At 48.6% G+C, this 25,712-nt stretch carries 9 protein-coding genes; 5 read left to right on the forward strand and 4 right to left on the reverse strand.

Annotation, left to right across the window (positions count from 1 at the left end; all coding sequences use genetic code 11):
• Positions 1–6 precede the first annotated feature (6 nt).
• On the forward strand, positions 7–4,062 hold the full coding sequence (locus tag ACP14Y_RS08130) for an OmpA family protein (RefSeq protein ID WP_424962461.1): 4,056 nt from the start codon (positions 7–9) through the stop codon (positions 4,060–4,062).
• Here ACP14Y_RS08130 and ACP14Y_RS08135 read toward each other — a convergent pair.
• The 3 genes from ACP14Y_RS08135 to ACP14Y_RS08145 are packed head-to-tail and all read right to left on the reverse strand — an operon-like array spanning position 4,059 to position 18,495.
• Positions 4,059–5,096 (reverse strand): PorP/SprF family type IX secretion system membrane protein, encoded by a 1,038-nt coding sequence (locus ACP14Y_RS08135; protein ID WP_424962462.1) that lies wholly within the window; start codon positions 5,094–5,096, stop codon positions 4,059–4,061. The genes ACP14Y_RS08130 and ACP14Y_RS08135 overlap by 4 nt on opposite strands.
• Positions 5,093–6,310 (reverse strand): gliding motility-associated C-terminal domain-containing protein, encoded by a 1,218-nt coding sequence (locus tag ACP14Y_RS08140; protein ID WP_424962463.1) that lies wholly within the window; start codon positions 6,308–6,310, stop codon positions 5,093–5,095. Before ACP14Y_RS08140 ends, ACP14Y_RS08135 begins: the two co-directional genes overlap by 4 nt.
• Entirely contained in the window at positions 6,310–18,495 is a 12,186-nt protein-coding gene (locus ACP14Y_RS08145; RefSeq protein WP_424962464.1) for a tail fiber domain-containing protein, read from the reverse strand. The genes ACP14Y_RS08140 and ACP14Y_RS08145 overlap by 1 nt, the downstream gene beginning before the upstream one ends.
• On the opposite strand from ACP14Y_RS08145, the gene ACP14Y_RS08150 reads away from it, so the two are divergent.
• The 3 genes from ACP14Y_RS08150 (at position 18,452) to ACP14Y_RS08160 (ending at position 23,607) form a co-directional block, all read left to right on the forward strand.
• Positions 18,452–18,790 (forward strand): hypothetical protein, encoded by a 339-nt coding sequence (locus ACP14Y_RS08150; protein WP_424962465.1) that lies wholly within the window; start codon positions 18,452–18,454, stop codon positions 18,788–18,790. The two genes, ACP14Y_RS08145 and ACP14Y_RS08150, sit on opposite strands and share 44 nt — an antisense overlap.
• Before the next feature lie 128 nt (positions 18,791–18,918).
• On the forward strand, positions 18,919–23,244 hold the full coding sequence (locus ACP14Y_RS08155; protein WP_424962466.1) for a beta strand repeat-containing protein: 4,326 nt from the start codon (positions 18,919–18,921) through the stop codon (positions 23,242–23,244).
• A gap of 234 nt (positions 23,245–23,478) precedes the next feature.
• A complete protein-coding gene (locus ACP14Y_RS08160) occupies positions 23,479–23,607 on the forward strand; it encodes a hypothetical protein (RefSeq protein WP_424962467.1) in 129 nt (42 codons plus the stop codon).
• Positions 23,608–23,699: 92 nt separating this feature from the next.
• Here the strand turns inward: ACP14Y_RS08160 and ACP14Y_RS08165 are convergent, their stop codons facing one another.
• A complete protein-coding gene (locus ACP14Y_RS08165; RefSeq protein ID WP_424962468.1) occupies positions 23,700–24,935 on the reverse strand; it encodes a hypothetical protein in 1,236 nt (411 codons plus the stop codon).
• Positions 24,936–25,264: 329 nt separating this feature from the next.
• On the opposite strand from ACP14Y_RS08165, the gene rimP reads away from it, so the two are divergent.
• Complete coding sequence (gene rimP / locus ACP14Y_RS08170) at positions 25,265–25,711, forward strand: ribosome maturation factor RimP (RefSeq protein ID WP_424962469.1); 447 nt, start codon at positions 25,265–25,267, stop codon at positions 25,709–25,711.
• Position 25,712 lies beyond the last annotated feature (1 nt).

Raw genomic sequence — 25,712 nt, forward strand, 5'->3', positions numbered from 1 at the left:
AAAGAAATGAAAAAGATTGTTTTTCTATTCGCATTATTGATCGCCTCTGGAGCTATAGCTCAGGATCAACGCAGATCTCAAGTCCTAACCATTTCGGGCGATGATGATTTTCGTGATGGATATTATATGGGTGCTATTCGCTATTACAAAGCAGCATTGGATGAAAATGCGGAAAATATAAAAGCGCAATACCAGCTAGCAGAGTGCTATCGATTAACTCAGCAATATGAAAATGCAGAGTATTACTATGAGATGGTGACAGCAGACGGACAAGATTCCCGCTATCCGCTTGCAGGCTATTACCATGCTCAAATGCAAAAGCTAAAAGGGCAGTATGATGCAGCATTAAAGAACTTTAAAGAATTTCGAAGACTGCTTGTGGCTAACGAAGAACATGAGTCAGAAAAGTACCGGTATTATTATAAACAAGCGAAAATAGAAATAGATGGATGCCAGTTAGCGCTCAATCAAATTACGATGGTGCATCCTGATTACCAATTTCAACCATTAAGTGCACCTTTAAATTCTGAGTATAACGATTACGCTGCATTTAGCATCGGTGACGATGGAGTGGTATGTCTTACCTCTGCCAGAAGTAGTGGGAAGGGAAGCTTGGTCGATAACCAATTTGGAGAAGCATTCGCTGATTTGTTTCGATTTACAAACAGAAACGGAAGTTGGGAAGAATACGATCCTAAGGATCGCTTCGAAAAAATCATCAATACTAAATATGGAGACGGATCAGGCACTTTCAATAGAGAAAGGAATAAATTCTACTACACCAATTGTGACGAAGAAGGTGGAGTTTGCCACATTTATATGTCTCGTTTAGAAGGCGATAGATGGACAGAGCCACAGCCATTGAATCATAACATCAATGAATATAAGTTTAACTCCAAACATCCTAGTCTAACCCCAGGTGGAGACACGCTATTCTATGCCTCAGATAGAGATGGTGGTTTGGGTAAATTAGACTTATACATGAGTATCAATGCAGGAGGAGATAATTGGGGACCTCCAATGCACCTAGGCAATCAAATAAACACACCATTTAATGAAATCTCTCCATTTTACGATGCTGAAGAACGAGTGCTCTTTTTTGCGTCTGATGGACACAGGGGATTTGGTGGATATGACATCTTTGTCGCGCGTGGATCTAAGTTTGAGTCAGCTGAAATCTATAATGCTGGCATTCCTTTCAATTCCTTCCGGGATGATATTTTCTTTTTCTTAGGTAATAATAAGGGGTATTTATCCTCCAATAGAGAAGAAGGAGTAGGCCAATTTGATATTTATGGTTTTAATATCGAGTCAAAAAGAAATATCATTTCTCAGGTATCAAGTGAGGGGACAATCGCAGGAAGAAACTCCCTATTTACTGACGACTATAATTTTGATAGCAACGAAACGGAGATTATCAATCAGATCATATCTCGAATGCTCTCCTCATCGGTTTCAGATGTTGATCTGATCTTAACAGACAGACAGCTTGCGGTATATAATGCACTTAGCAAAGACGATAAGGAAAGAATTGATCGAATTGTGAAAGCTCGTGTGCGAAAAATGACCAGCAATATGATTCGGTCCATTCGCACTGAGGATGACTACTACTACCAGCAGTTGAGTGTGGATAAAAGAAGAAAGGTGGATAACATCGTGACCACTTATCTGGAGCAACAAGGAATGGGAAACAGTGTGAGTATGTCTAACGATGTATTTGGTTTCTACAGCTCGGTTAGTTCGGATGAAAGGGAAAAAATCGATGTGCTTATTTCAGACCGATTGAAAAACGCTCAAGCTTTTAGACCTGCTACTCCTACATACAACTCATTCGCTCCAAAGGAGCAAAAAAGTATCGACGGTATTGCTATTAAATATCTCAAGCAAAAAAGAAACCTTGGAGCCATCTCATTAGATATGAATGAGAAGGTTTTCCTAAGGGACAATCAGGATGCAGTGGAAGATGTGAATGCAGCAGTAAGGGAACGATTGATTGGGTTGAGTAACGAAGAAAAGTATAAGCTGCTTCAGGAAGACCGTGACTATTATGAATCTCTTGATGAGATTGACAAGGAAAGAATAAAGTCAATTGCGAGTACATTCATGGTGTCAGACCTTGAGAGTTTTGATCAAAATATCAAAAATTCAGATCTGGAAGTTTTCAAAAATAAGAATTCTGCAGAGCAGAACAGATTGGATAAGCTCCTTTTAAAGCAGATTTCTAACCTTGCGAATTCCAGTATCTACCTAACTGAAACTACCTTCTCCCAATCTGAGATTCAGTCTGCCATCGGGGACAATGCCGATGAAACGATAAGTAAGCTTTTAGAAATGCGTCCGGAGTTGAATGAGGATCAGCGAAAAGCGGTAGAACGATTTGTGAGATCTGCATATGACTCTTACATGACACAGCCAGAGCCGGTATTCATGAATCCAGCAACTCCAGTTGTCACGCAAAGTGGGCAACCTATTGCCGGAGACCCATCTGCTACCCTTACACAAGCAGATATTAATCAATATGAATCTTTGAGTGATGCTAAAAAGAGAGCCATTGATAACACAATCGCCCTGGATTACATCACGCTCAAATACTCAGACAGATCACTGAGATTAAGAGATGAGTTTAGAATGTCTGAGCTATCTAGCAAAGAGCGGGTTTATACTGCAGCATTGGCGAAAAAAATCACTGGTAAGGAGATTAAACCGAATGAGCAGGCTTATGTGCGTGATGCATTTGTCTACTACGATAATTTGGCCGAGGATAGAAAAGGCTTTATCAGCAGAATTGTGTTGGACAAAGGACTACCAAAAAGAAACGGTAAATATGTACTTCCACCGCAAGATGCTAATGCACGAGGCAGGTTATCCGATAGTGAAAATGACCTCCTGGAAAAAATCAAAAAATTTAGATTTAATAACCAACGAATCCTCACTGACAATCTTGCTGTAGACGCAAAAGATGTCGATACAGCTCCAGTAGATATAATGGCACTGGCTGCCTCAGAGAATATCGAGCATTCTGGTGCAGAAAAGATTCTTGGTGCAGAGGACATTCTTGCTTCTGAAGAAATAGATGAGATCCGGATTGGATTACCAATTAATAAAATTGAGGGCTATGATGAAATCATCATTAATGGCCGATTGGTTGGTAGCAATTCAGGCAGTCCGCTTTCATCTTATTCCATCACACTCATATCTTTCGATAGTGACAAAACAGTGATTGAAGGCTATACCAATAAAGCTGGTGAATTTGAATTCACAGTACATCCAGCTAAGTATGATTTAACCTTCAAAAAAGCGAATAGCGCAGAATCTGTATCCCTTGAAGATTTCGTAGTGGAAGGCAGAAGAACCAAAACTGCCACCCTTGTTACCAATGCTACAAGAGCGTTCTTCGATGTGGATGCATCAGAACTCAGACCTGAAGTAAAAATTCTTTTGGATGACGTTGCGGAGGCTTTCGAAAACGGAGGGGCTAAAATTGAAATCGAATCTCATACAGATGCTACTGGATCTGCTGAATACAACCTCGTGTTGAGTAAGGATCGCGGATACGCCGCAAGGGATTATCTTATTTCAAAAGGAATCGATAAATCTGACATTTCTGTTATCTGGCATGGCTCTGAAAATCCAATCGCCGATAACAACAGCCCATTCGGAAGACAGCTGAATAGAAGGATTGATGTAAGACTTGTGAGCAAAAGTCGTCAAGATTTTGGCAAATTCTTCCTGGTCAGGCCAGGTGCTACCATAGCAAGTTTAGCAGGTTCGATGGATATTTCTGATGTGGATATCAGGAGGTTAAACGGACTTGAGGGTGGAGACCTTCAGGCTTACAAACCGATTCGAATAAAGCAGGAAGTAACACCAAATTACGATTTGCTGGTACCAGCCGACATAGAAAACGATAGTGATTTTGTTTATTTCGTACAGAAAGGTGAGACGCTGGAGAGTGTATCAAAGAAATTCAATGTTCCGGAGGAAATAATTATGGAGCAGAACAGACTAAACTCCTCCAGTTTAACACCTGGTCAAAGATTAATAATCTATAAGAAGAATTAGAAGAGTGGATTAGATGCCCGCCTAGCATTAGCATTCTTGGAAAACGAATACTGAATGGATATTTCCATTGAGTTTTGTGCAAGATCTATGTTTCTGTTTGGATCAAACAAAGTACTGTTCATATCATAGCTCACTCTCACAATGAGTGATTGCATTTTGACTCCACCCATCAAAATGAATGAGTCACGCAATCGATACCATACACCAAAAAGTAGCTGGCTTCCTTTGGCTCTATACCTACCAGAGCCAGGGGCATAAGCCACGTTCAGTCCGGCATTAAATTGATGATTGTTCCTGAGGTTGAGATAGAGCAAACTCGGCATAATAAAATACTTGTCAAACTTGAATTCAATGCCGCCATTATACTTGAAAAGCATCGGAGCTTCACTTTCAACATCGGTGGTGAAGGAAGTGTTAGGTCGGTTCAGATTTGTTGCAGATATTCCTAAAAATCCACTGTAAGTATGTAGCAGATAATTCCGTTCAGGATTAAAATAGTACATAATTCCAGCATTAACCACGATGTTATTCTGCTGATCATTGAATTCTGTTACAGGGATGGGTAGCGTATTATCATATCCAAAGAACGGATTGTATTGAGAGCCCCAGGACAAGTTGCTGAAGTCCAGCTTTCTCAATTCATAACCCACCTGAACACCAATAGAAACCAGATAGGCACTCAATAATCCAAACTTTATGTTGTGGGCATAATTGGCAAAAATTGAGCTCCTTTCATAAACCCCCCGAAATCCACTCTTCTCATTAAAGGCCATGATACCCGCACCACCAATGGATCTTTCATAAGGACCATTGGGCTTGATTGGAAAAATGAAAGAAACCTGTGTCAACTCATTAATCACATCCACACTTTGGAGTTGCCTTTTATGATTCATATGGATGGATGCGTCATTATAGATCCCACTAAAACCCGGATTAAGGTAAAGGGATGCGGCATAGTACTGTGAAAATTGAGCCTCTTGCCCATTCAAAAGCATAGAGGAAATCAATAACAATATGGTGGCAATGCGTTTCATCTTATTAAGTAAAAGACCCCTGACTTCTGAACTGGTAACCCTGTCCTAAATCTAAATTTTACTGTGTAGTAATATATTCCGGTAGGCTCATCTGAGCCGGTTTTCTGATTTTCACCATTCCAGCCATTTTCATTAGCTTCAGCAAATGAATTGGTCGAATAAACATTCACACCGTAACGATTGAAAATCTGAAGATCAAATCCTTCTTCAAGAATGCCTTCTCCGAATACACGTAAAGTTTGATTTCGAGCATCGCTGGCTTGCGGCGAAAAAGCCTCTGGAATGTAATAGAGGCCTACATCTGGTATTCGTGGAGCCAGAGCCATCGCAAGATATAGCTTCTGACCCAGGCTAAGAGACAAAGATTTCTTTCCAATGATTGTTCCAAAGGTTAACGTATCAGAATTTAGAAGTGACTCAATACCAATAGATTCATATACTCCCTCAGGGCTTGATGCAATCGCTATTACAGGTGAATTTACCCTGTGTCGAATATTGTTAGTGACTTTGAAATCGCTCAGGTCCTCTTCACTAAACTTGATTTCAACTTGAGTTTCATCAGTACCTCCATTCAAAAGCTCCATCTCCCAAAGTCCCCTATGAGACACACCAAGTAAGCTATCTCCTGGAATAGGGTCATATGGGTTATTGCGAGAATAAGAAGCTTGTATTTCTGTATTTACTCCAAAAACATCCAATAGCGTAATGGGAGCATAAACACCATCTGACCCTACCGGAAATATTTTAATTCCACTGCCTCGATTTATTAAACTCCCTGCAAAATATGAATCTTTAGACCCGCCATCAACCTGAGCATTCTGATCAAGTATAAAGCGAGTGTTCTCACCTGGAAGAATATTTCCAAACTGTAGATCTAACCGGTCATGAACCGTATACTCAGAACCCGGGAAACTGACATTTCCAAGTGAGTTAATAATCAGTTCTCCAGTAGTCAGTTCTCCGGTAGGAGCAAGCTGATCTCCTATACCAATGAACTGAATGCTTCCCTCCATTCCATTAAAATTGCCGTTGGTTAACCAATCTTTATACAGTGTGATTCTACCTACGTTCTGGATTACACCTTGATTATTCAAATCCCCGCCGACTTCCAGGTTAGCTCCTTCTGCCACATGCACCAGTGCATTGCTCTGAATATGCATCTGCCCAAAGAGGAGGGAAGGGAAGAGAAGCGATATGTAAAGAAGCTTTTTCATTATTTGTTGTCCTCTTTAGCTGATTTCTCTCCAAGCAACATCTTTTTAATGAGATCTAGATCGTTCTTCATCTCTGTATTATCCGATTCTAGTTTTGAAAGTTTGGATTCCTGATTAGCAACCCTTTGGTTAAGTTGATTTATTTCGATTTGTTGTTCTTTAATAGCTTGCACCAAAACCGGAATCAAACCTTGATAGTTAACCATTTTGTAGCCTCTATCATCAGTATTAACTAGTTCAGGGAAAACTTTCTCAAGTTCCTGGGCGATCACTCCAATCTGCTTTTTCTTCTCTTCATCGGCTTTATAGTTGTAGTTATACCCACCGAGCTGATCAAGCTTTGATAGCGTGTTTTGTAAAAGAGAAATATTTTCTTTTAGTCTTCTATCACTACTATTCAGTACTCCACTACCATCAATGAATACAGCACTTCCACTAGGGCCTGAAGGCATAGATGTAACAGTAATTCCGGTAAATCGTCCAGAAGAAGCTGTGGTTGCTCCAATCGCCGTTCCATTTATCGATCCGCCAGTGATCGTTACGCTATTCGCATTCTGAGTTGCCATTGTTCCAGCAGTTGAGAGAGCATCTTCTAAATCTTGCAAAGCACCTTTTACTGTTTCATTGTCAGCAATAATTGCCCCAGTGAACGTACCAAGATTCGTCGCTCCACCTGCTCCGCTCAGTGTCTCCAGATTACTTATATCCGTCGTATTTAGGTTAATAGCCGCATCCAGTAAGTCATCCGCATTGTCCAGGGAAGTAGCCCCATCAATGTAATTGGTGCCGGTGTTTGTAACATAGGTACCTGTTGCACTCAGGCCAGCGCCCGTCTCCACGGCATCCAGTTCCGTTTGGACAGCCGTCACTTCCGTATCTACATAGTTCTTCGTCGCTGCATCCTGGGCCCCTACCGGATCCGTCAAATTGCTGATGATCCCGCCATCGATCGCGTTACCGCTAATCTGATCATTGGCCACCGTGAACGTGCCCGCTGATACATCTAAGGTGTTCGCCGCAGGGATCGTTACATCTGAGTTCGTTACCGATCCCCCATCGATCGTTAACGCATCTACCACCTCAGCATCTTCTACCGCATTGTTGTTCAGGTCTAAAACGCCTGTGTTCGATAACGTCGCATCGCCACTCACTACCACCTCGACCGCCTGGTTCGTCCCGTCTCCCATATAAATGTTGCCATCCGCCAGCGTATTGATAGCCGTCACTTCCGTATCTACATAGTTCTTCGTCGCTGCATCCTGGGCCCCTACCGGATCCGTCAAATTGCTGATGATCCCGCCATCGATCGCGTTACCGCTAATCTGATCATTGGCCACCGTGAACGTGCCCGCTGATACATCTAAGGTGTTCGCCGCAGGGATCGTTACATCTGAGTTCGTTACCGAACCACCGTCGATCGTTAACGCATTCACTACCGATGCGTCCGTGATCTGGTTGGCCGCCAGCGTCAAGGTGCCTGCACTCACATCTAAGGTATTCGCCGCAGGGATCGTTACATCTGAGTTCGTTACCGAACCACCGTCGATCGTTAACGCATTCACTACCGATGCGTCCGTGATCTGGTTGGCCGCCAGCGTCAAGGTGCCTGCACTCACATCTAAGGTATTCGCCGCAGGGATCGTTACATCCGAGTTCGTTACCGATCCCCCATCGATCGTTAACGCATCTACCACCTCAGCATCTTCTACCGCATTGTTGTTCAGGTCTAAAACGCCTGTGTTCGATAACGTCGCATCGCCACTCACTACCACCTCAACCGCCTGGTTCGTCCCGTCTCCCATATAAATGTTGCCATCCGCCAGCGTATTGATAGCCGTCACTTCCGTATCTACATAGTTCTTCGTCGCTGCATCCTGGGCCCCTACCGGATCCGTCAAATTGCTGATGATCCCGCCATCGATCGCGTTACCGCTAATCTGATCATTGGCCACCGTGAACGTGCCCGCTGATACATCTAAGGTGTTCGCCGCAGGGATCGTTACATCTGAGTTCGTTACCGAACCACCGTCGATCGTTAACGCATTCACTACCGATGCGTCCGTGATCTGGTTGGCCGCCAGCGTCAAGGTGCCTGCACTCACATCTAAGGTATTCGCCGCAGGGATCGTTACATCCGAGTTCGTTACCGATCCCCCATCGATCGTTAACGCATCTACCACCTCAGCATCTTCTACCGCATTGTTGTTCAGGTCTAAAACGCCTGTGTTCGATAACGTCGCATCGCCACTCACTACCACCTCAACCGCCTGGTTCGTCCCGTCTCCCATATAAATGTTGCCATCCGCCAGCGTATTGATAGCCGTCACTTCCGTATCTACATAGTTCTTCGTCGCTGCATCCTGGGCCCCTACCGGATCCGTCAAATTGCTGATGATCCCGCCATCGATCGCGTTACCGCTAATCTGATCATTGGCCACCGTGAACGTGCCCGCTGATACATCTAAGGTGTTCGCCGCAGGGATCGTTACATCTGAGTTCGTTACCGAACCACCGTCGATCGTTAACGCATTCACTACCGATGCGTCCGTGATCTGGTTGGCCGCCAGCGTCAAGGTGCCTGCACTCACATCTAAGGTATTCGCCGCAGGGATCGTTACATCCGAGTTCGTTACCGATCCCCCATCGATCGTTAACGCATCTACCACCTCAGCATCTTCTACCGCATTGTTGTTCAGGTCTAAAACGCCTGTGTTCGATAACGTCGCATCGCCACTCACTACCACCTCGACCGCCTGGTTCGTCCCGTCTCCCATATAAATGTTGCCATCCGCCAGCGTATTGATAGCCGTCACTTCCGTATCTACATAGTTCTTCGTCGCTGCATCCTGGGCCCCTACCGGATCCGTCAAATTGCTGATGATCCCGCCATCGATCGCGTTACCGCTAATCTGATCATTGGCCACCGTGAACGTGCCCGCTGATACATCTAAGGTGTTCGCCGCAGGGATCGTTACATCTGAGTTCGTTACCGATCCCCCATCGATCGTTAACGCATTCACTACCGATGCGTCCGTGATCTGGTTGGCCGCCAGCGTCAAGGTGCCTGCACTCACATCTAAGGTATTCGCCGCAGGGATCGTTACATCCGAGTTCGTTACCGATCCCCCATCGATCGTTAACGCATCTACCACCTCAGCATCTTCTACCGCATTGTTGTTCAGGTCTAAAACGCCTGTGTTCGATAACGTCGCATCGCCACTCACTACCACCTCAACCGCCTGGTTCGTCCCGTCTCCCATATAAATGTTGCCATCCGCCAGCGTATTGATAGCCGTCACTTCCGTATCTACATAGTTCTTCGTCGCTGCATCCTGGGCCCCTACCGGATCCGTCAAATTGCTGATGATCCCGCCATCGATCGCGTTACCGCTAATCTGATCATTGGCCACCGTGAACGTGCCCGCTGATACATCTAAGGTGTTCGCCGCAGGGATCGTTACATCTGAGTTCGTTACCGAACCACCGTCGATCGTTAACGCATTCACTACCGATGCGTCCGTGATCTGGTTGGCCGCCAGCGTCAAGGTGCCTGCACTCACATCTAAGGTATTCGCCGCAGGGATCGTTACATCCGAGTTCGTTACCGATCCCCCATCGATCGTTAACGCATCTACCACCTCAGCATCTTCTACCGCATTGTTGTTCAGGTCTAAAACGCCTGTGTTCGATAACGTCGCATCGCCACTCACTACCACCTCAACCGCCTGGTTCGTCCCGTCTCCCATATAAATGTTGCCATCCGCCAGCGTATTGATAGCCGTCACTTCCGTATCTACATAGTTCTTCGTCGCTGCATCCTGGGCCCCTACCGGATCCGTCAAATTGCTGATGATCCCGCCATCGATCGCGTTACCGCTAATCTGATCATTGGCCACCGTGAACGTGCCCGCTGATACATCTAAGGTGTTCGCCGCAGGGATCGTTACATCTGAGTTCGTTACCGATCCCCCATCGATCGTTAACGCATTCACTACCGATGCGTCCGTGATCTGGTTGGCCGCCAGCGTCAAGGTGCCTGCACTCACATCTAAGGTATTCGCCGCAGGGATCGTTACATCCGAGTTCGTTACCGATCCCCCATCGATCGTTAACGCATCTACCACCTCAGCATCTTCTACCGCATTGTTGTTCAGGTCTAAAACGCCTGTGTTCGATAACGTCGCATCGCCACTCACTACCACCTCAACCGCCTGGTTCGTCCCGTCTCCCATATAAATGTTGCCATCCGCCAGCGTATTGATAGCCGTCACTTCCGTATCTACATAGTTCTTCGTCGCTGCATCCTGGGCCCCTACCGGATCCGTCAAATTGCTGATGATCCCGCCATCGATCGCGTTACCGCTAATCTGATCATTGGCCACCGTGAACGTGCCCGCTGATACATCTAAGGTGTTCGCCGCAGGGATCGTTACATCTGAGTTCGTTACCGAACCACCGTCGATCGTTAACGCATTCACTACCGATGCGTCCGTGATCTGGTTGGCCGCCAGCGTCAAGGTGCCTGCACTCACATCTAAGGTATTCGCCGCAGGGATCGTTACATCCGAGTTCGTTACCGATCCCCCATCGATCGTTAACGCATCTACCACCTCAGCATCTTCTACCGCATTGTTGTTCAGGTCTAAAACGCCTGTGTTCGATAACGTCGCATCGCCACTCACTACCACCTCAACCGCCTGGTTCGTCCCGTCTCCCATATAAATGTTGCCATCCGCCAGCGTATTGATAGCCGTCACTTCCGTATCTACATAGTTCTTCGTCGCTGCATCCTGGGCCCCTACCGGATCCGTCAAATTGCTGATGATCCCGCCATCGATCGCGTTACCGCTAATCTGATCATTGGCCACCGTGAACGTGCCCGCTGATACATCTAAGGTGTTCGCCGCAGGGATCGTTACATCTGAGTTCGTTACCGAACCACCGTCGATCGTTAACGCATTCACTACCGATGCGTCCGTGATCTGGTTGGCCGCCAGCGTCAAGGTGCCTGCACTCACATCTAAGGTATTCGCCGCAGGGATCGTTACATCCGAGTTCGTTACCGATCCCCCATCGATCGTTAACGCATCTACCACCTCAGCATCTTCTACCGCATTGTTGTTCAGGTCTAAAACGCCTGTGTTCGATAACGTCGCATCGCCACTCACTACCACCTCAACCGCCTGGTTCGTCCCGTCTCCCATATAAATGTTGCCATCCGCCAGCGTATTGATAGCCGTCACTTCCGTATCTACATAGTTCTTCGTCGCTGCATCCTGGGCCCCTACCGGATCCGTCAAATTGCTGATGATCCCGCCATCGATCGCGTTACCGCTAATCTGATCATTGGCCACCGTGAACGTGCCCGCTGATACATCTAAGGTGTTCGCCGCAGGGATCGTTACATCTGAGTTCGTTACCGAACCACCGTCGATCGTTAACGCATTCACTACCGATGCGTCCGTGATCTGGTTGGCCGCCAGCGTCAAGGTGCCTGCACTCACATCTAAGGTGTTCGCCGCAGGGATCGTTACATCTGAGTTCGTTACCGATCCCCCATCGATCGTTAACGCATCTACCACCTCAGCATCTTCTACCGCATTGTTGTTCAGGTCTAAAACGCCTGTGTTCGATAACGTCGCATCGCCACTCACTACCACCTCAACCGCCTGGTTCGTCCCGTCTCCCATATAAATGTTGCCATCCGCCAGCGTATTGATAGCCGTCACTTCCGTATCTACATAGTTCTTCGTCGCTGCATCCTGGGCCCCTACCGGATCCGTCAAATTGCTGATGATCCCGCCATCGATCGCGTTACCGCTAATCTGATCATTGGCCACCGTGAACGTGCCCGCTGATACATCTAAGGTGTTCGCCGCAGGGATCGTTACATCTGAGTTCGTTACCGAACCACCGTCGATCGTTAACGCATTCACTACCGATGCGTCCGTGATCTGGTTGGCCGCCAGCGTCAAGGTGCCTGCACTCACATCTAAGGTATTCGCCGCAGGGATCGTTACATCTGAGTTCGTTACCGAACCACCGTCGATCGTTAACGCATTCACTACCGATGCGTCCGTGATCTGGTTGGCCGCCAGCGTCAAGGTGCCTGCACTCACATCTAAGGTATTCGCCGCAGGGATCGTTACATCCGAGTTCGTTACCGATCCCCCATCGATCGTTAACGCATCTACCACCTCAGCATCTTCTACCGCATTGTTGTTCAGGTCTAAAACGCCTGTGTTCGATAACGTCGCATCGCCACTCACTACCACCTCAACCGCCTGGTTCGTCCCGTCTCCCATATAAATGTTGCCATCCGCCAGCGTATTGATAGCCGTCACTTCCGTATCTACATAGTTCTTCGTCGCTGCATCCTGGGCCCCTACCGGATCCGTCAAATTGCTGATGATCCCGCCATCGATCGCGTTACCGCTAATCTGATCATTGGCCACCGTGAACGTGCCCGCTGATACATCTAAGGTGTTCGCCGCAGGGATCGTTACATCTGAGTTCGTTACCGAACCACCGTCGATCGTTAACGCATTCACTACCGATGCGTCCGTGATCTGGTTGGCCGCCAGCGTCAAGGTGCCTGCACTCACATCTAAGGTATTCGCCGCAGGGATCGTTACATCCGAGTTCGTTACCGATCCCCCATCGATCGTTAACGCATCTACCACCTCAGCATCTTCTACCGCATTGTTGTTCAGGTCTAAAACGCCTGTGTTCGATAACGTCGCATCGCCACTCACTACCACCTCAACCGCCTGGTTCGTCCCGTCTCCCATATAAATGTTGCCATCCGCCAGCGTATTGATAGCCGTCACTTCCGTATCTACATAGTTCTTCGTCGCTGCATCCTGGGCCCCTACCGGATCCGTCAAATTGCTGATGATCCCGCCATCGATCGCGTTACCGCTAATCTGATCATTGGCCACCGTGAACGTGCCCGCTGATACATCTAAGGTGTTCGCCGCAGGGATCGTTACATCTGAGTTCGTTACCGAACCACCGTCGATCGTTAACGCATTCACTACCGATGCGTCCGTGATCTGGTTGGCCGCCAGCGTCAAGGTGCCTGCACTCACATCTAAGGTATTCGCCGCAGGGATCGTTACATCCGAGTTCGTTACCGATCCCCCATCGATCGTTAACGCATCTACCACCTCAGCATCTTCTACCGCATTGTTGTTCAGGTCTAAAACGCCTGTGTTCGATAACGTCGCATCGCCACTCACTACCACCTCAACCGCCTGGTTCGTCCCGTCTCCCATATAAATGTTGCCATCCGCCAGCGTATTGATAGCCGTCACTTCCGTATCTACATAGTTCTTCGTCGCTGCATCCTGGGCCCCTACCGGATCCGTCAAATTGCTGATGATCCCGCCATCGATCGCGTTACCGCTAATCTGATCATTGGCCACCGTGAACGTGCCCGCTGATACATCTAAGGTGTTCGCCGCAGGGATCGTTACATCTGAGTTCGTTACCGAACCACCGTCGATCGTTAACGCATTCACTACCGATGCGTCCGTGATCTGGTTGGCCGCCAGCGTCAAGGTGCCTGCACTCACATCTAAGGTATTCGCCGCAGGGATCGTTACATCCGAGTTCGTTACCGATCCCCCATCGATCGTTAACGCATCTACCACCTCAGCATCTTCTACCGCATTGTTGTTCAGGTCTAAAACGCCTGTGTTCGATAACGTCGCATCGCCACTCACTACCACCTCAACCGCCTGGTTCGTCCCGTCTCCCATATAAATGTTGCCATCCGCCAGCGTATTGATAGCCGTCACTTCCGTATCTACATAGTTCTTCGTCGCTGCATCCTGGGCCCCTACCGGATCCGTCAAATTGCTGATGATCCCGCCATCGATCGCGTTACCGCTAATCTGATCATTGGCCACCGTGAACGTGCCCGCTGATACATCTAAGGTGTTCGCCGCAGGGATCGTTACATCTGAGTTCGTTACCGAACCACCGTCGATCGTTAACGCATTCACTACCGATGCGTCCGTGATCTGGTTGGCCGCCAGCGTCAAGGTGCCTGCACTCACATCTAAGGTATTCGCCGCAGGGATCGTTACATCCGAGTTCGTTACCGATCCCCCATCGATCGTTAACGCATCTACCACCTCAGCATCTTCTACCGCATTGTTGTTCAGGTCTAAAACGCCTGTGTTCGATAACGTCGCATCGCCACTCACTACCACCTCAACCGCCTGGTTCGTCCCGTCTCCCATATAAATGTTGCCATCCGCCAGCGTATTGATAGCCGTCACTTCCGTATCTACATAGTTCTTCGTCGCTGCATCCTGGGCCCCTACCGGATCCGTCAAATTGCTGATGATCCCGCCATCGATCGCGTTACCGCTAATCTGATCATTGGCCACCGTGAACGTGCCCGCTGATACATCTAAGGTGTTCGCCGCAGGGATCGTTACATCTGAGTTCGTTACCGAACCACCGTCGATCGTTAACGCATTCACTACCGATGCGTCCGTGATCTGGTTGGCCGCCAGCGTCAAGGTGCCTGCACTCACATCTAAGGTATTCGCCGCAGGGATCGTTACATCCGAGTTCGTTACCGATCCCCCATCGATCGTTAACGCATCTACCACCTCAGCATCTTCTACCGCATTGTTGTTCAGGTCTAAAACGCCTGTGTTCGATAACGTCGCATCGCCACTCACTACCACCTCAACCGCCTGGTTCGTCCCGTCTCCCATATAAATGTTGCCATCCGCCAGCGTATTGATAGCCGTCACTTCCGTATCTACATAGTTCTTCGTCGCTGCATCCTGGGCCCCTACCGGATCCGTCAAATTGCTGATGATCCCGCCATCGATCGCGTTACCGCTAATCTGATCATTGGCCACCGTGAACGTGCCCGCTGATACATCTAAGGTGTTCGCCGCAGGGATCGTTACATCTGAGTTCGTTACCGAACCACCGTCGATCGTTAACGCATTCACTACCGATGCGTCCGTGATCTGGTTGGCCGCCAGCGTCAAGGTGCCTGCACTCACATCTAAGGTATTCGCCGCAGGGATCGTTACATCTGAGTTCGTTACCGAACCACCGTCGATCGTTAACGCATCTACCACCTCAGCATCTTCTACCGCATTGTTGTTCAGGTCTAAAACGCCTGTGTTCGATAACGTCGCATCGCCACTCACTACCACCTCGACCGCCTGGTTCGTCCCGTCTCCCATATAAATGTTGCCATCCGCCAGCGTATTGATAGCCGTCACTTCCGTATCTACATAGTTCTTCGTCGCTGCATCCTGGGCCCCTACCGGATCCGTCAAATTGCTGATGATCCCGCCATCGATCGCGTTACCGCTAATCTGATCATTGGCCACCGTGAACGTGCCCGCTGATACATCTAAGGTGTTCGCCGCAGGGATCGTTACATCTGAGTTCGTTACCGATCCCCCATCGATCGTTAACGCATTCACTACCGATGCGTCCGTGATCTGGTTGGCCGCCAGCGTCAAGGTGCCTGCACTCACATCTAAGGTATTCGCCGCAGGGATCGTTACATCCGAGTTCGTTACCGATCCCCCATCGATCGTTAACGCATCTACCACCTCAGCATCTTCTACCGCATTGTTGTTCAGGTCTAAAACGCCTGTGTTCGATAACGTCGCATCGCCACTCACTACCACCTCGACCGCCTGGTTCGTCCCGTCTCCCATATAAATGTTGCCATCCGCCAGCGTATTGATAGCCGTCACTTCCGTATCTACATAGTTCTTCGTCGCTGCATCCTGGGCCCCTACCGGATCCGTCAAATTGCTGATGATCCCGCCATCGATCGCGTTACCGCTAATCTGATCATTGGCCACCGTGAACGTGCCCGCTGATACATCTAAGGTGTTCGCCGCAGGGATCGTTACATCTGAGTTCGTTACCGAACCACCGTCGATCGTTAACGCATTCACTACCGATGCGTCCGTGATCTGGTTGGCCGCCAGCGTCAAGGTGCCTGCACTCACATCTAAGGTATTCGCCGCAGGGATCGTTACATCCGAGTTCGTTACCGATCCCCCATCGATCGTTAACGCATCTACCACCTCAGCATCTTCTACCGCATTGTTGTTCAGGTCTAAAACGCCTGTGTTCGATAACGTCGCATCGCCACTCACTACCACCTCAACCGCCTGGTTCGTCCCGTCTCCCATATAAATGTTGCCATCCGCCAGCGTATTGATAGCCGTCACTTCCGTATCTACATAGTTCTTCGTCGCTGCATCCTGGGCCCCTACCGGATCCGTCAAATTGCTGATGATCCCGCCATCGATCGCGTTACCGCTAATCTGATCATTGGCCACCGTGAACGTGCCCGCTGATACATCTAAGGTGTTCGCCGCAGGGATCGTTACATCTGAGTTCGTTACCGAACCACCGTCGATCGTTAACGCATTCACTACCGATGCGTCCGTGATCTGGTTGGCCGCCAGCGTCAAGGTGCCTGCACTCACATCTAAGGTATTCGCCGCAGGGATCGTTACATCCGAGTTCGTTACCGATCCCCCATCGATCGTTAACGCATCTACCACCTCAGCATCTTCTACCGCATTGTTGTTCAGGTCTAAAACGCCTGTGTTCGATAACGTCGCATCGCCACTCACTACCACCTCAACCGCCTGGTTCGTCCCGTCTCCCATATAAATGTTGCCATCCGCCAGCGTATTGATAGCCGTCACTTCCGTATCTACATAGTTCTTCGTCGCTGCATCCTGGGCCCCTACCGGATCCGTCACATTGCTGATGATCGAGGTGTTCACGTCCACAACCCCTGTACCATTCGGGTCAATAACTACATTCCCATCCGTGTCTGTTGAAGAGATGGTGTTGCCGTCTACCTGGATGTTGTCCGTGTTGGTTACCGTGAAGGAGGCTGCTGCCGGTGTGGTGCCTCCAATCACAGACGCATCAATCGGGGTGTTGTCAATATCTCCCCCGTTGATGGTTAAATCATCATCAACCTCATCGTCCTCTACCGCACCAGCTACCAGGTCAGTCAAACCCGTGTTGTCGATCGTGAAGTCCCCTGACACTGCACGGCTGTTTATCGTCGTGCCATCGCCAATCAAAATCTGTCCGTCTGCCGAAGCATCTACCTCAGACTGATTGTTCGTCGCATCTCCTACAAAAATGGATCCCTCCGTCAGGTCGTTCTCCGCATCTACCTGCGTATCTACATAGTTCTTCGTCGCTGCATCCTGATTTGCTACCGGATCCGTCACATTGCTGATGATCGAGGTGTTCACGTCCACAACCCCTGTACCATTCGGGTCAATAACTACATTCCCATCCGTGTCTGTTGAAGAGATGGTGTTGCCGTCTACCTGGATGTTGTCCGTGTTGGTTACCGTGAAGGAGGCTGCTGCCGGTGTGGTGCCTCCAATCACAGACGCATCAATCGGGGTGTTGTCAATATCTCCCCCGTTGATGGTTAAATCATCATCAACCTCATCGTCCTCTACCGCACCAGCTACCAGGTCAGTCAAACCCGTGTTGTCGATCGTGAAGTCCCCTGACACTGCACGGCTGTTTATCGTCGTGCCATCGCCAATCAAAATCTGTCCGTCTGCCGAAGCATCTACCTCAGACTGATTGTTCGTCGCATCTCCTACAAAAATGGATCCCTCCGTCAGGTCGTTCTCCGCATCTACCTGCGTATCTACATAGTTCTTCGTCGCTGCATCCTGATTTGCTACCGGATCCGTCACATTGCTGATGATCGAGGTGTTCACGTCCACAACCCCTGTACCATTCGGGTCAATAACTACATTCCCATCCGTGTCTGTTGAAGAGATGGTGTTGCCGTCTACCTGGATGTTGTCCGTGTTGGTTACCGTGAAGGAGGCTGCTGCCGGTGTGGTGCCTCCAATCACAGACGCATCAATCGGGGTGTTGTCAATATCTCCCCCGTTGATGGTTAAATCATCATCAACCTCATCGTCCTCTACCGCACCAGCTACCAGGTCAGTCAAACCCGTGTTGTCGATCGTGAAGTCCCCTGACACTGCACGGCTGTTTATCGTCGTGCCATCGCCAATCAAAATCTGTCCGTCTGCCGAAGCATCTACCTCAGACTGATTGTTCGTCGCATCTCCTACAAAAATGGATCCCTCCGTCAGGTTTTTTGTAGGAGATGCGACGAACAATCAGTCTGAGGTAGATGCTTCGGCAGACGGACAGATTTTGATTGGCGATGGCACGACGATAAACAGCCGTGCAGTGTCAGGGGACTTCACGATCGACAACACGGGTTTGACTGACCTGGTAGCTGGTGCGGTAGAGGACGATGAGGTTGATGATGATTTAACCATCAACGGGGGAGATATTGACAACACCCCGATTGATGCGTCTGTGATTGGAGGCACCACACCGGCAGCAGCCTCCTTCACGGTAACCAACACGGACAACATCCAGGTAGACGGCAACACCATACGCAGGTAGATGCGGAGAACGACCTGACGGAGGGATCCATTTTTGTAGGAGATGCGACGAACAATCAGTCTGAGGTAGATGCTTCGGCAGACGGACAGATTTTGATTGGCGATGGCACGACGATAAACAGCCGTGCAGTGTCAGGGGACTTCACGATCGACAACACGGGTTTGACTGACCTGGTAGCTGGTGCGGTAGAGGACGATGAGGTTGATGATGATTTAACCATCAACGGGGGAGATATTGACAACACCCCGATTGATGCGTCTGTGATTGGAGGCACCACACCGGCAGCAGCCTCCTTCACGGTAACCAACACGGACAACATCCAGGTAGACGGCAACACCATCTCTTCAACAGACACGGATGGGAATGTAGTTATTGACCCGAATGGTACAGGGGTTGTGGACGTGAACACCTCGATCATCAGCAATGTGACGGATCCGGTAGCAAATCAGGATGCAGCGACGAAGAACTATGTAGATACGCAGGTAGATGCGGAGAACGACCTGACGGAGGGATCCATTTTTGTAGGAGATGCGACGAACAATCAGTCTGAGGTAGATGCTTCGGCAGACGGACAGATTTTGATTGGCGATGGCACGACGATAAACAGCCGTGCAGTGTCAGGGGACTTCACGATCGACAACACGGGTTTGACTGACCTGGTAGCTGGTGCGGTAGAGGACGATGAGGTTGATGATGATTTAACCATCAACGGGGGAGATATTGACAACACCCCGATTGATGCGTCTGTGATTGGAGGCACCACACCGGCAGCAGCCTCCTTCACGGTAACCAACACGGACAACATCCAGGTAGACGGCAACACCATCTCTTCAACAGACACGGATGGGAATGTAGTTATTGACCCGAATGGTACAGGGGTTGTGGACGTGAACACCTCGATCATCAGCAATGTGACGGATCCGGTAGCAAATCAGGATGCAGCGACGAAGAACTATGTAGATACGCAGGTAGATGCGGAGAACGACCTGACGGAGGGATCCATTTTTGTAGGAGATGCGACGAACAATCAGTCTGAGGTAGATGCTTCGGCAGACGGACAGATTTTGATTGGCGATGGCACGACGATAAACAGCCGTGCAGTGTCAGGGGACTTCACGATCGACAACACGGGTTTGACTGACCTGGTAGCTGGTGCGGTAGAGGACGATGAGGTTGATGATGATTTAACCATCAACGGGGGAGATATTGACAACACCCCGATTGATGCGTCTGTGATTGGAGGCACCACACCGGCAGCAGCCTCCTTCACGGTAACCAACACGGACAACATCCAGGTAGACGGCAACACCATCTCTTCAACAGACACGGATGGGAATGTAGTTATTGACCCGAATGGTACAGGGGTTGTGGACGTGAACACCTCGATCATCAGCAATGTGACGGATCCGGTAGCAAATCAGGATGCAGCGACGAAGAACTATGTAGATACGCAGGTAGATGCGGAGAACGACCTGACGGAGGGATCCATTTTTGTAGGAGATGCGACGAACAATCAGTCTGAGGTAGATGCTTCGGCAGACGGACAGATTTTGATTGGCGATGGCACGACGATAAACAGCCGTGCAGTGTCAGGGGACTTCACGATCGACAACACGGGTTTGACTGACCTGGTAGCTGGTGCGGTAGAGGACGATGAGGTTGATGATGATTTAACCATCAACGGGGGAGATATTGACAACACCCCGATTGATGCGTCTGTGATTGGAGGCACCACACCGGCAGCAGCCTCCTTCACGGTAACCAACACGGACAACATCCAGGTAGACGGCAACACCATCTCTTCAACAGACACGGATGGGAATGTAGTTATTGACCCGAATGGTACAGGGGTTGTGGACGTGAACACCTCGATCATCAGCAATGTGACGGATCCGGTAGCAAATCAGGATGCAGCGACGAAGAACTATGTAGATACGCAGGTAGATGCGGAGAACGACCTGACGGAGGGATCCATTTTTGTAGGAGATGCGACGAACAATCAGTCTGAGGTAGATGCTTCGGCAGACGGACAGATTTTGATTGGCGATGGCACGACGATAAACAGCCGTGCAGTGTCAGGGGACTTCACGATCGACAACACGGGTTTGACTGACCTGGTAGCTGGTGCGGTAGAGGACGATGAGGTTGATGATGATTTAACCATCAACGGGGGAGATATTGACAACACCCCGATTGATGCGTCTGTGATTGGAGGCACCACACCGGCAGCAGCCTCCTTCACGGTAACCAACACGGACAACATCCAGGTAGACGGCAACACCATCTCTTCAACAGACACGGATGGGAATGTAGTTATTGACCCGAATGGTACAGGGGTTGTGGACGTGAACACCTCGATCATCAGCAATGTGACGGATCCGGTAGCAAATCAGGATGCAGCGACGAAGAACTATGTAGATACGCAGGTAGATGCGGAGAACGACCTGACGGAGGGATCCATTTTTGTAGGAGATGCGACGAACAATCAGTCTGAGGTAGATGCTTCGGCAGACGGACAGATTTTGATTGGCGATGGCACGACGATAAACAGCCGTGCAGTGTCAGGGGACTTCACGATCGACAACACGGGTTTGACTGACCTGGTAGCTGGTGCGGTAGAGGACGATGAGGTTGATGATGATTTAACCATCAACGGGGGAGATATTGACAACACCCCGATTGATGCGTCTGTGATTGGAGGCACCACACCGGCAGCAGCCTCCTTCACGGTAACCAACACGGACAACATCCAGGTAGACGGCAACACCATCTCTTCAACAGACACGGATGGGAATGTAGTTATTGACCCGAATGGTACAGGGGTTGTGGACGTGAACACCTCGATCATCAGCAATGTGACGGATCCGGTAGCAAATCAGGATGCAGCGACGAAGAACTATGTAGATACGCAGGTAGATGCGGAGAACGACCTGACGGAGGGATCCATTTTTGTAGGAGATGCGACGAACAATCAGTCTGAGGTAGATGCTTCGGCAGACGGACAGATTTTGATTGGCGATGGCACGACGATAAACAGCCGTGCAGTGTCAGGGGACTTCACGATCGACAACACGGGTTTGACTGACCTGGTAGCTGGTGCGGTAGAGGACGATGAGGTTGATGATGATTTAACCATCAACGGGGGAGATATTGACAACACCCCGATTGATGCGTCTGTGATTGGAGGCACCACACCGGCAGCAGCCTCCTTCACGGTAACCAACACGGACAACATCCAGGTAGACGGCAACACCATCTCTTCAACAGACACGGATGGGAATGTAGTTATTGACCCGAATGGTACAGGGGTTGTGGACGTGAACACCTCGATCATCAGCAATGTGACGGATCCGGTAGCAAATCAGGATGCAGCGACGAAGAACTATGTAGATACGCAGGTAGATGCGGAGAACGACCTGACGGAGGGATCCATTTTTGTAGGAGATGCGACGAACAATCAGTCTGAGGTAGATGCTTCGGCAGACGGACAGATTTTGATTGGCGATGGCACGACGATAAACAGCCGTGCAGTGTCAGGGGACTTCACGATCGACAACACGGGTTTGACTGACCTGGTAGCTGGTGCGGTAGAGGACGATGAGGTTGATGATGATTTAACCATCAACGGGGGAGATATTGACAACACCCCGATTGATGCGTCTGTGATTGGAGGCACCACACCGGCAGCAGCCTCCTTCACGGTAACCAACACGGACAACATCCAGGTAGACGGCAACACCATCTCTTCAACAGACACGGATGGGAATGTAGTTATTGACCCGAATGGTACAGGGGTTGTGGACGTGAACACCTCGATCATCAGCAATGTGACGGATCCGGTAGCAAATCAGGATGCAGCGACGAAGAACTATGTAGATACGCAGGTAGATGCGGAGAACGACCTGACGGAGGGATCCATTTTTGTAGGAGATGCGACGAACAATCAGTCTGAGGTAGATGCTTCGGCAGACGGACAGATTTTGATTGGCGATGGCACGACGATAAACAGCCGTGCAGTGTCAGGGGACTTCACGATCGACAACACGGGTTTGACTGACCTGGTAGCTGGTGCGGTAGAGGACGATGAGGTTGATGATGATTTAACCATCAACGGGGGAGATATTGACAACACCCCGATTGATGCGTCTGTGATTGGAGGCACCACACCGGCAGCAGCCTCCTTCACGGTAACCAACACGGACAACATCCAGGTAGACGGCAACACCATCTCTTCAACAGACACGGATGGGAATGTAGTTATTGACCCGAATGGTACAGGGGTTGTGGACGTGAACACCTCGATCATCAGCAATGTGACGGATCCGGTAGGGGCCCAGGATGCAGCGACGAAGAACTATGTAGATACGGAAGTAGATGCGGCTATCAACGACGCTGGCGGATGGCATCCATTTATATGTAGGAGACGGGACGAACCAGGCGGTCTGAGGTGGTAGTGAGTCGGCAGATGCGACAGATTATCGAACACAGGCGATTTTACGACCTGATACAACAATGCGGTAGAAGATGCTGAGGTGGTAGATGCGTTAACGATCGATGGGGGATCGGGTAACGAACTCGGACCTGGTAACTGATGCCCTAGCGGACGAATGACCTTAGATGATGAGTGCAGGCACCATTGACGCTGGCGGCCATATTGACAGATCACCCGGATTGCATCGCGTCTGTGAATGGCGTTACCACGATCGGCAGCAGCCTGGTTCACGGTAACGAACTCAGATGTAACGATCCAGGTAGACGGCGAACACCTTAGATGTATCAGCGGGCACGTTCACGGATGGCCAATGATCAGTTATTGACCCGAATGGTACACGCGATCGATGGACGTGAACACCTCGATCATCAGCAATTTGACGGATCCGGTAGGGGCCCAGGATGCAGCGACGAAGAACTATGTAGATACGCAGGTAGATGCGGAGAACGACCTGACGGAGGGATCCACGTTCTCCGCATCTACCTGCGTATCTACATAGTTCTTTACCGCGCGCTCCGTGGGTAACGCATCATCACTGTTGCCCACCAACGTTCCGTCCGTCGACAACTCATTCACTGTTGTTCCCGCTGCTAAGCCAAGTGAGCCATCTGCCTGAACATTGTTAAACGTAACATTATCCGTTGTTGCGATCCTTTGATCAAGATTATTGATATTCTGGAATTCTGTATTCGAAACAGATCCATCGGCCAGTTTTGCAGTATTGATTCCTGCAGATGCATTAATATCTGCATTTACTATGACTCCAGGTTCGATCTGAACGTTTGCAGATGACCCAGAATTAGTGATAGAAACATCTCCACTAACCGGAAGTCCCTCTGCAACAGAAGAGGAGTTTCCAATATAAATATTATCCTCATCCAGAACTGATGAAGTAAATGCTGCTCGATCTTCCCAATAAATTGCACCAGACCCGTCTATTGCGAGTACTTTATCTGTGTTCCCATCAGAATCTAGTTTGGAAATCTTAATGGTGCCGTTAGCTATATCTTCATTGAGAATGGTAAGGTTCGTGATGTGTGTTGAAGTAATCAGAATTGGCGTTTCAATTATTCCGATTATCCGACCTTTAGAATCAACTGTTAACTGTAAAACCGTAAATTGATTGCCATATGTACTAGGAGTAATACCAACATCCTCTAGTTTTTGTCCGGTAACGGCAAAGTCAGCGAGCTTATCGGTCGTAACAGCATTGTCAGCAATTTTTGATGTTATAATACTGCTGTTCTGGATTTTATCAGTAGATACCCCATCATCTCTGATTTTATCGCCAAATACCGCATCCGTTCGAATAACCGGATTTGGATAATTACCTGTCAGATCCCCCCCTGCTGTTGATACGTTGATCACTCCAAGTCCTGCCTTCCAACTGCCATTATTCCAGAAATAGAACAAATCGGCATCCGTGTCGAAAACCATCAACCCGTTATCCAGGTTGTTCAATGACATAGAATTTCTCTGGGCCGTTGTTAATCTGGGAACCAAGAACCCCTGATTTGAATTTGGCGAAACAAGCTCCAAAACGGCATTTGAGTTTGGAGAATTTGTATTGATTCCTACTGAGTTGTCCTGTGCAAAAGACAATGTGCAGGCTAGAATAAATGCAGCAAATGCTACGCTCTTATTAAAGCTCATAATTGGGGATATTTATTGAACTAAGGCTGACCAGTCAAGTCGGTCTTTAATGGTTTACTAATTGGTTAAAAGTTTGGCGGTGAGACTATTCCTGTAACTGTGTGTAAAAATTAGATCAACATGCTATAATTTCCAAAAAATCAACATGTTATGGTGTCTAACTTTAGATGAACATTGAGTTTTATTGTTTGAATAGATTTGAATTCGTCGAATCTGGAGATTTTCATCACGAAATAGCATATTTCCATTTTAGTTTCCTACCTTTGCAAGAGTTAAATTATTAGAATACCGAAAGAGGGGACATCAGTCCCCTCTTTTCATTCATAGAAATGAAAGAAGAGCAGGTAATCAGGCAGCTGGCTGAAGAGGCAATTTCAGACAAAAATTCATTGTTTCTTGTAGATGTAAAAGTCAAAGGAAACACCGGAAATCAAAAGGTGCTTGTTTTTGTTGATGGAGATGATGGCATCTCAATTGATGAATGTAGTAGCATCAGCCGTAAGATCGGAGCTGAGCTGGAGGAAAATGACATAATGCCCGGCAAATACACATTGGAGGTGTCTTCGCCGGGACTAGATTTTCCAATAACACTGCATCGTCAGTATGAAAAAAATGTAGGAAGAAGCCTTCAGGTGGAGTTAGTCAACGGGCAGATGGAAGAAGGTGAGCTAGTGGAAGTAACAAAAGATGCAATTGTATTGAAAGGAAAGAAAGTAAATCAATCGCTGGATTTTGAAGAAATAAAACAATCAAAAGTAAAAGTATCATTCAAATAAG

Origin of the sequence: Ekhidna sp. (genome assembly GCF_965247405.1) — a bacterium.
Taxonomy (GTDB): Bacteria; Bacteroidota; Bacteroidia; order Cytophagales; family Cyclobacteriaceae; genus Ekhidna.

What these genes read in the sequence shown, in the direction of transcription:
- ACP14Y_RS08135 (WP_424962462.1), bottom strand. Translation starts at nt 5,096, where the DNA reads ATGAAACGCATTGCCACCATATTGTTATTGATTTCCTCTATGCTTTTG.
- ACP14Y_RS08160 (WP_424962467.1), top strand. Translation starts at nt 23,479, where the DNA reads ATGGCGTTACCACGATCGGCAGCAGCCTGGTTCACGGTAACGAACTCA.
- ACP14Y_RS08165 (WP_424962468.1), bottom strand. Translation starts at nt 24,935, where the DNA reads ATGAGCTTTAATAAGAGCGTAGCATTTGCTGCATTTATTCTAGCCTGC.
- ACP14Y_RS08140 (WP_424962463.1), bottom strand. Translation starts at nt 6,310, where the DNA reads ATGAAAAAGCTTCTTTACATATCGCTTCTCTTCCCTTCCCTCCTCTTT.
- rimP (WP_424962469.1), top strand. Translation starts at nt 25,265, where the DNA reads ATGAAAGAAGAGCAGGTAATCAGGCAGCTGGCTGAAGAGGCAATTTCA.
- ACP14Y_RS08130 (WP_424962461.1), top strand. Translation starts at nt 7, where the DNA reads ATGAAAAAGATTGTTTTTCTATTCGCATTATTGATCGCCTCTGGAGCT.
- ACP14Y_RS08150 (WP_424962465.1), top strand. Translation starts at nt 18,452, where the DNA reads ATGGATCCCTCCGTCAGGTTTTTTGTAGGAGATGCGACGAACAATCAG.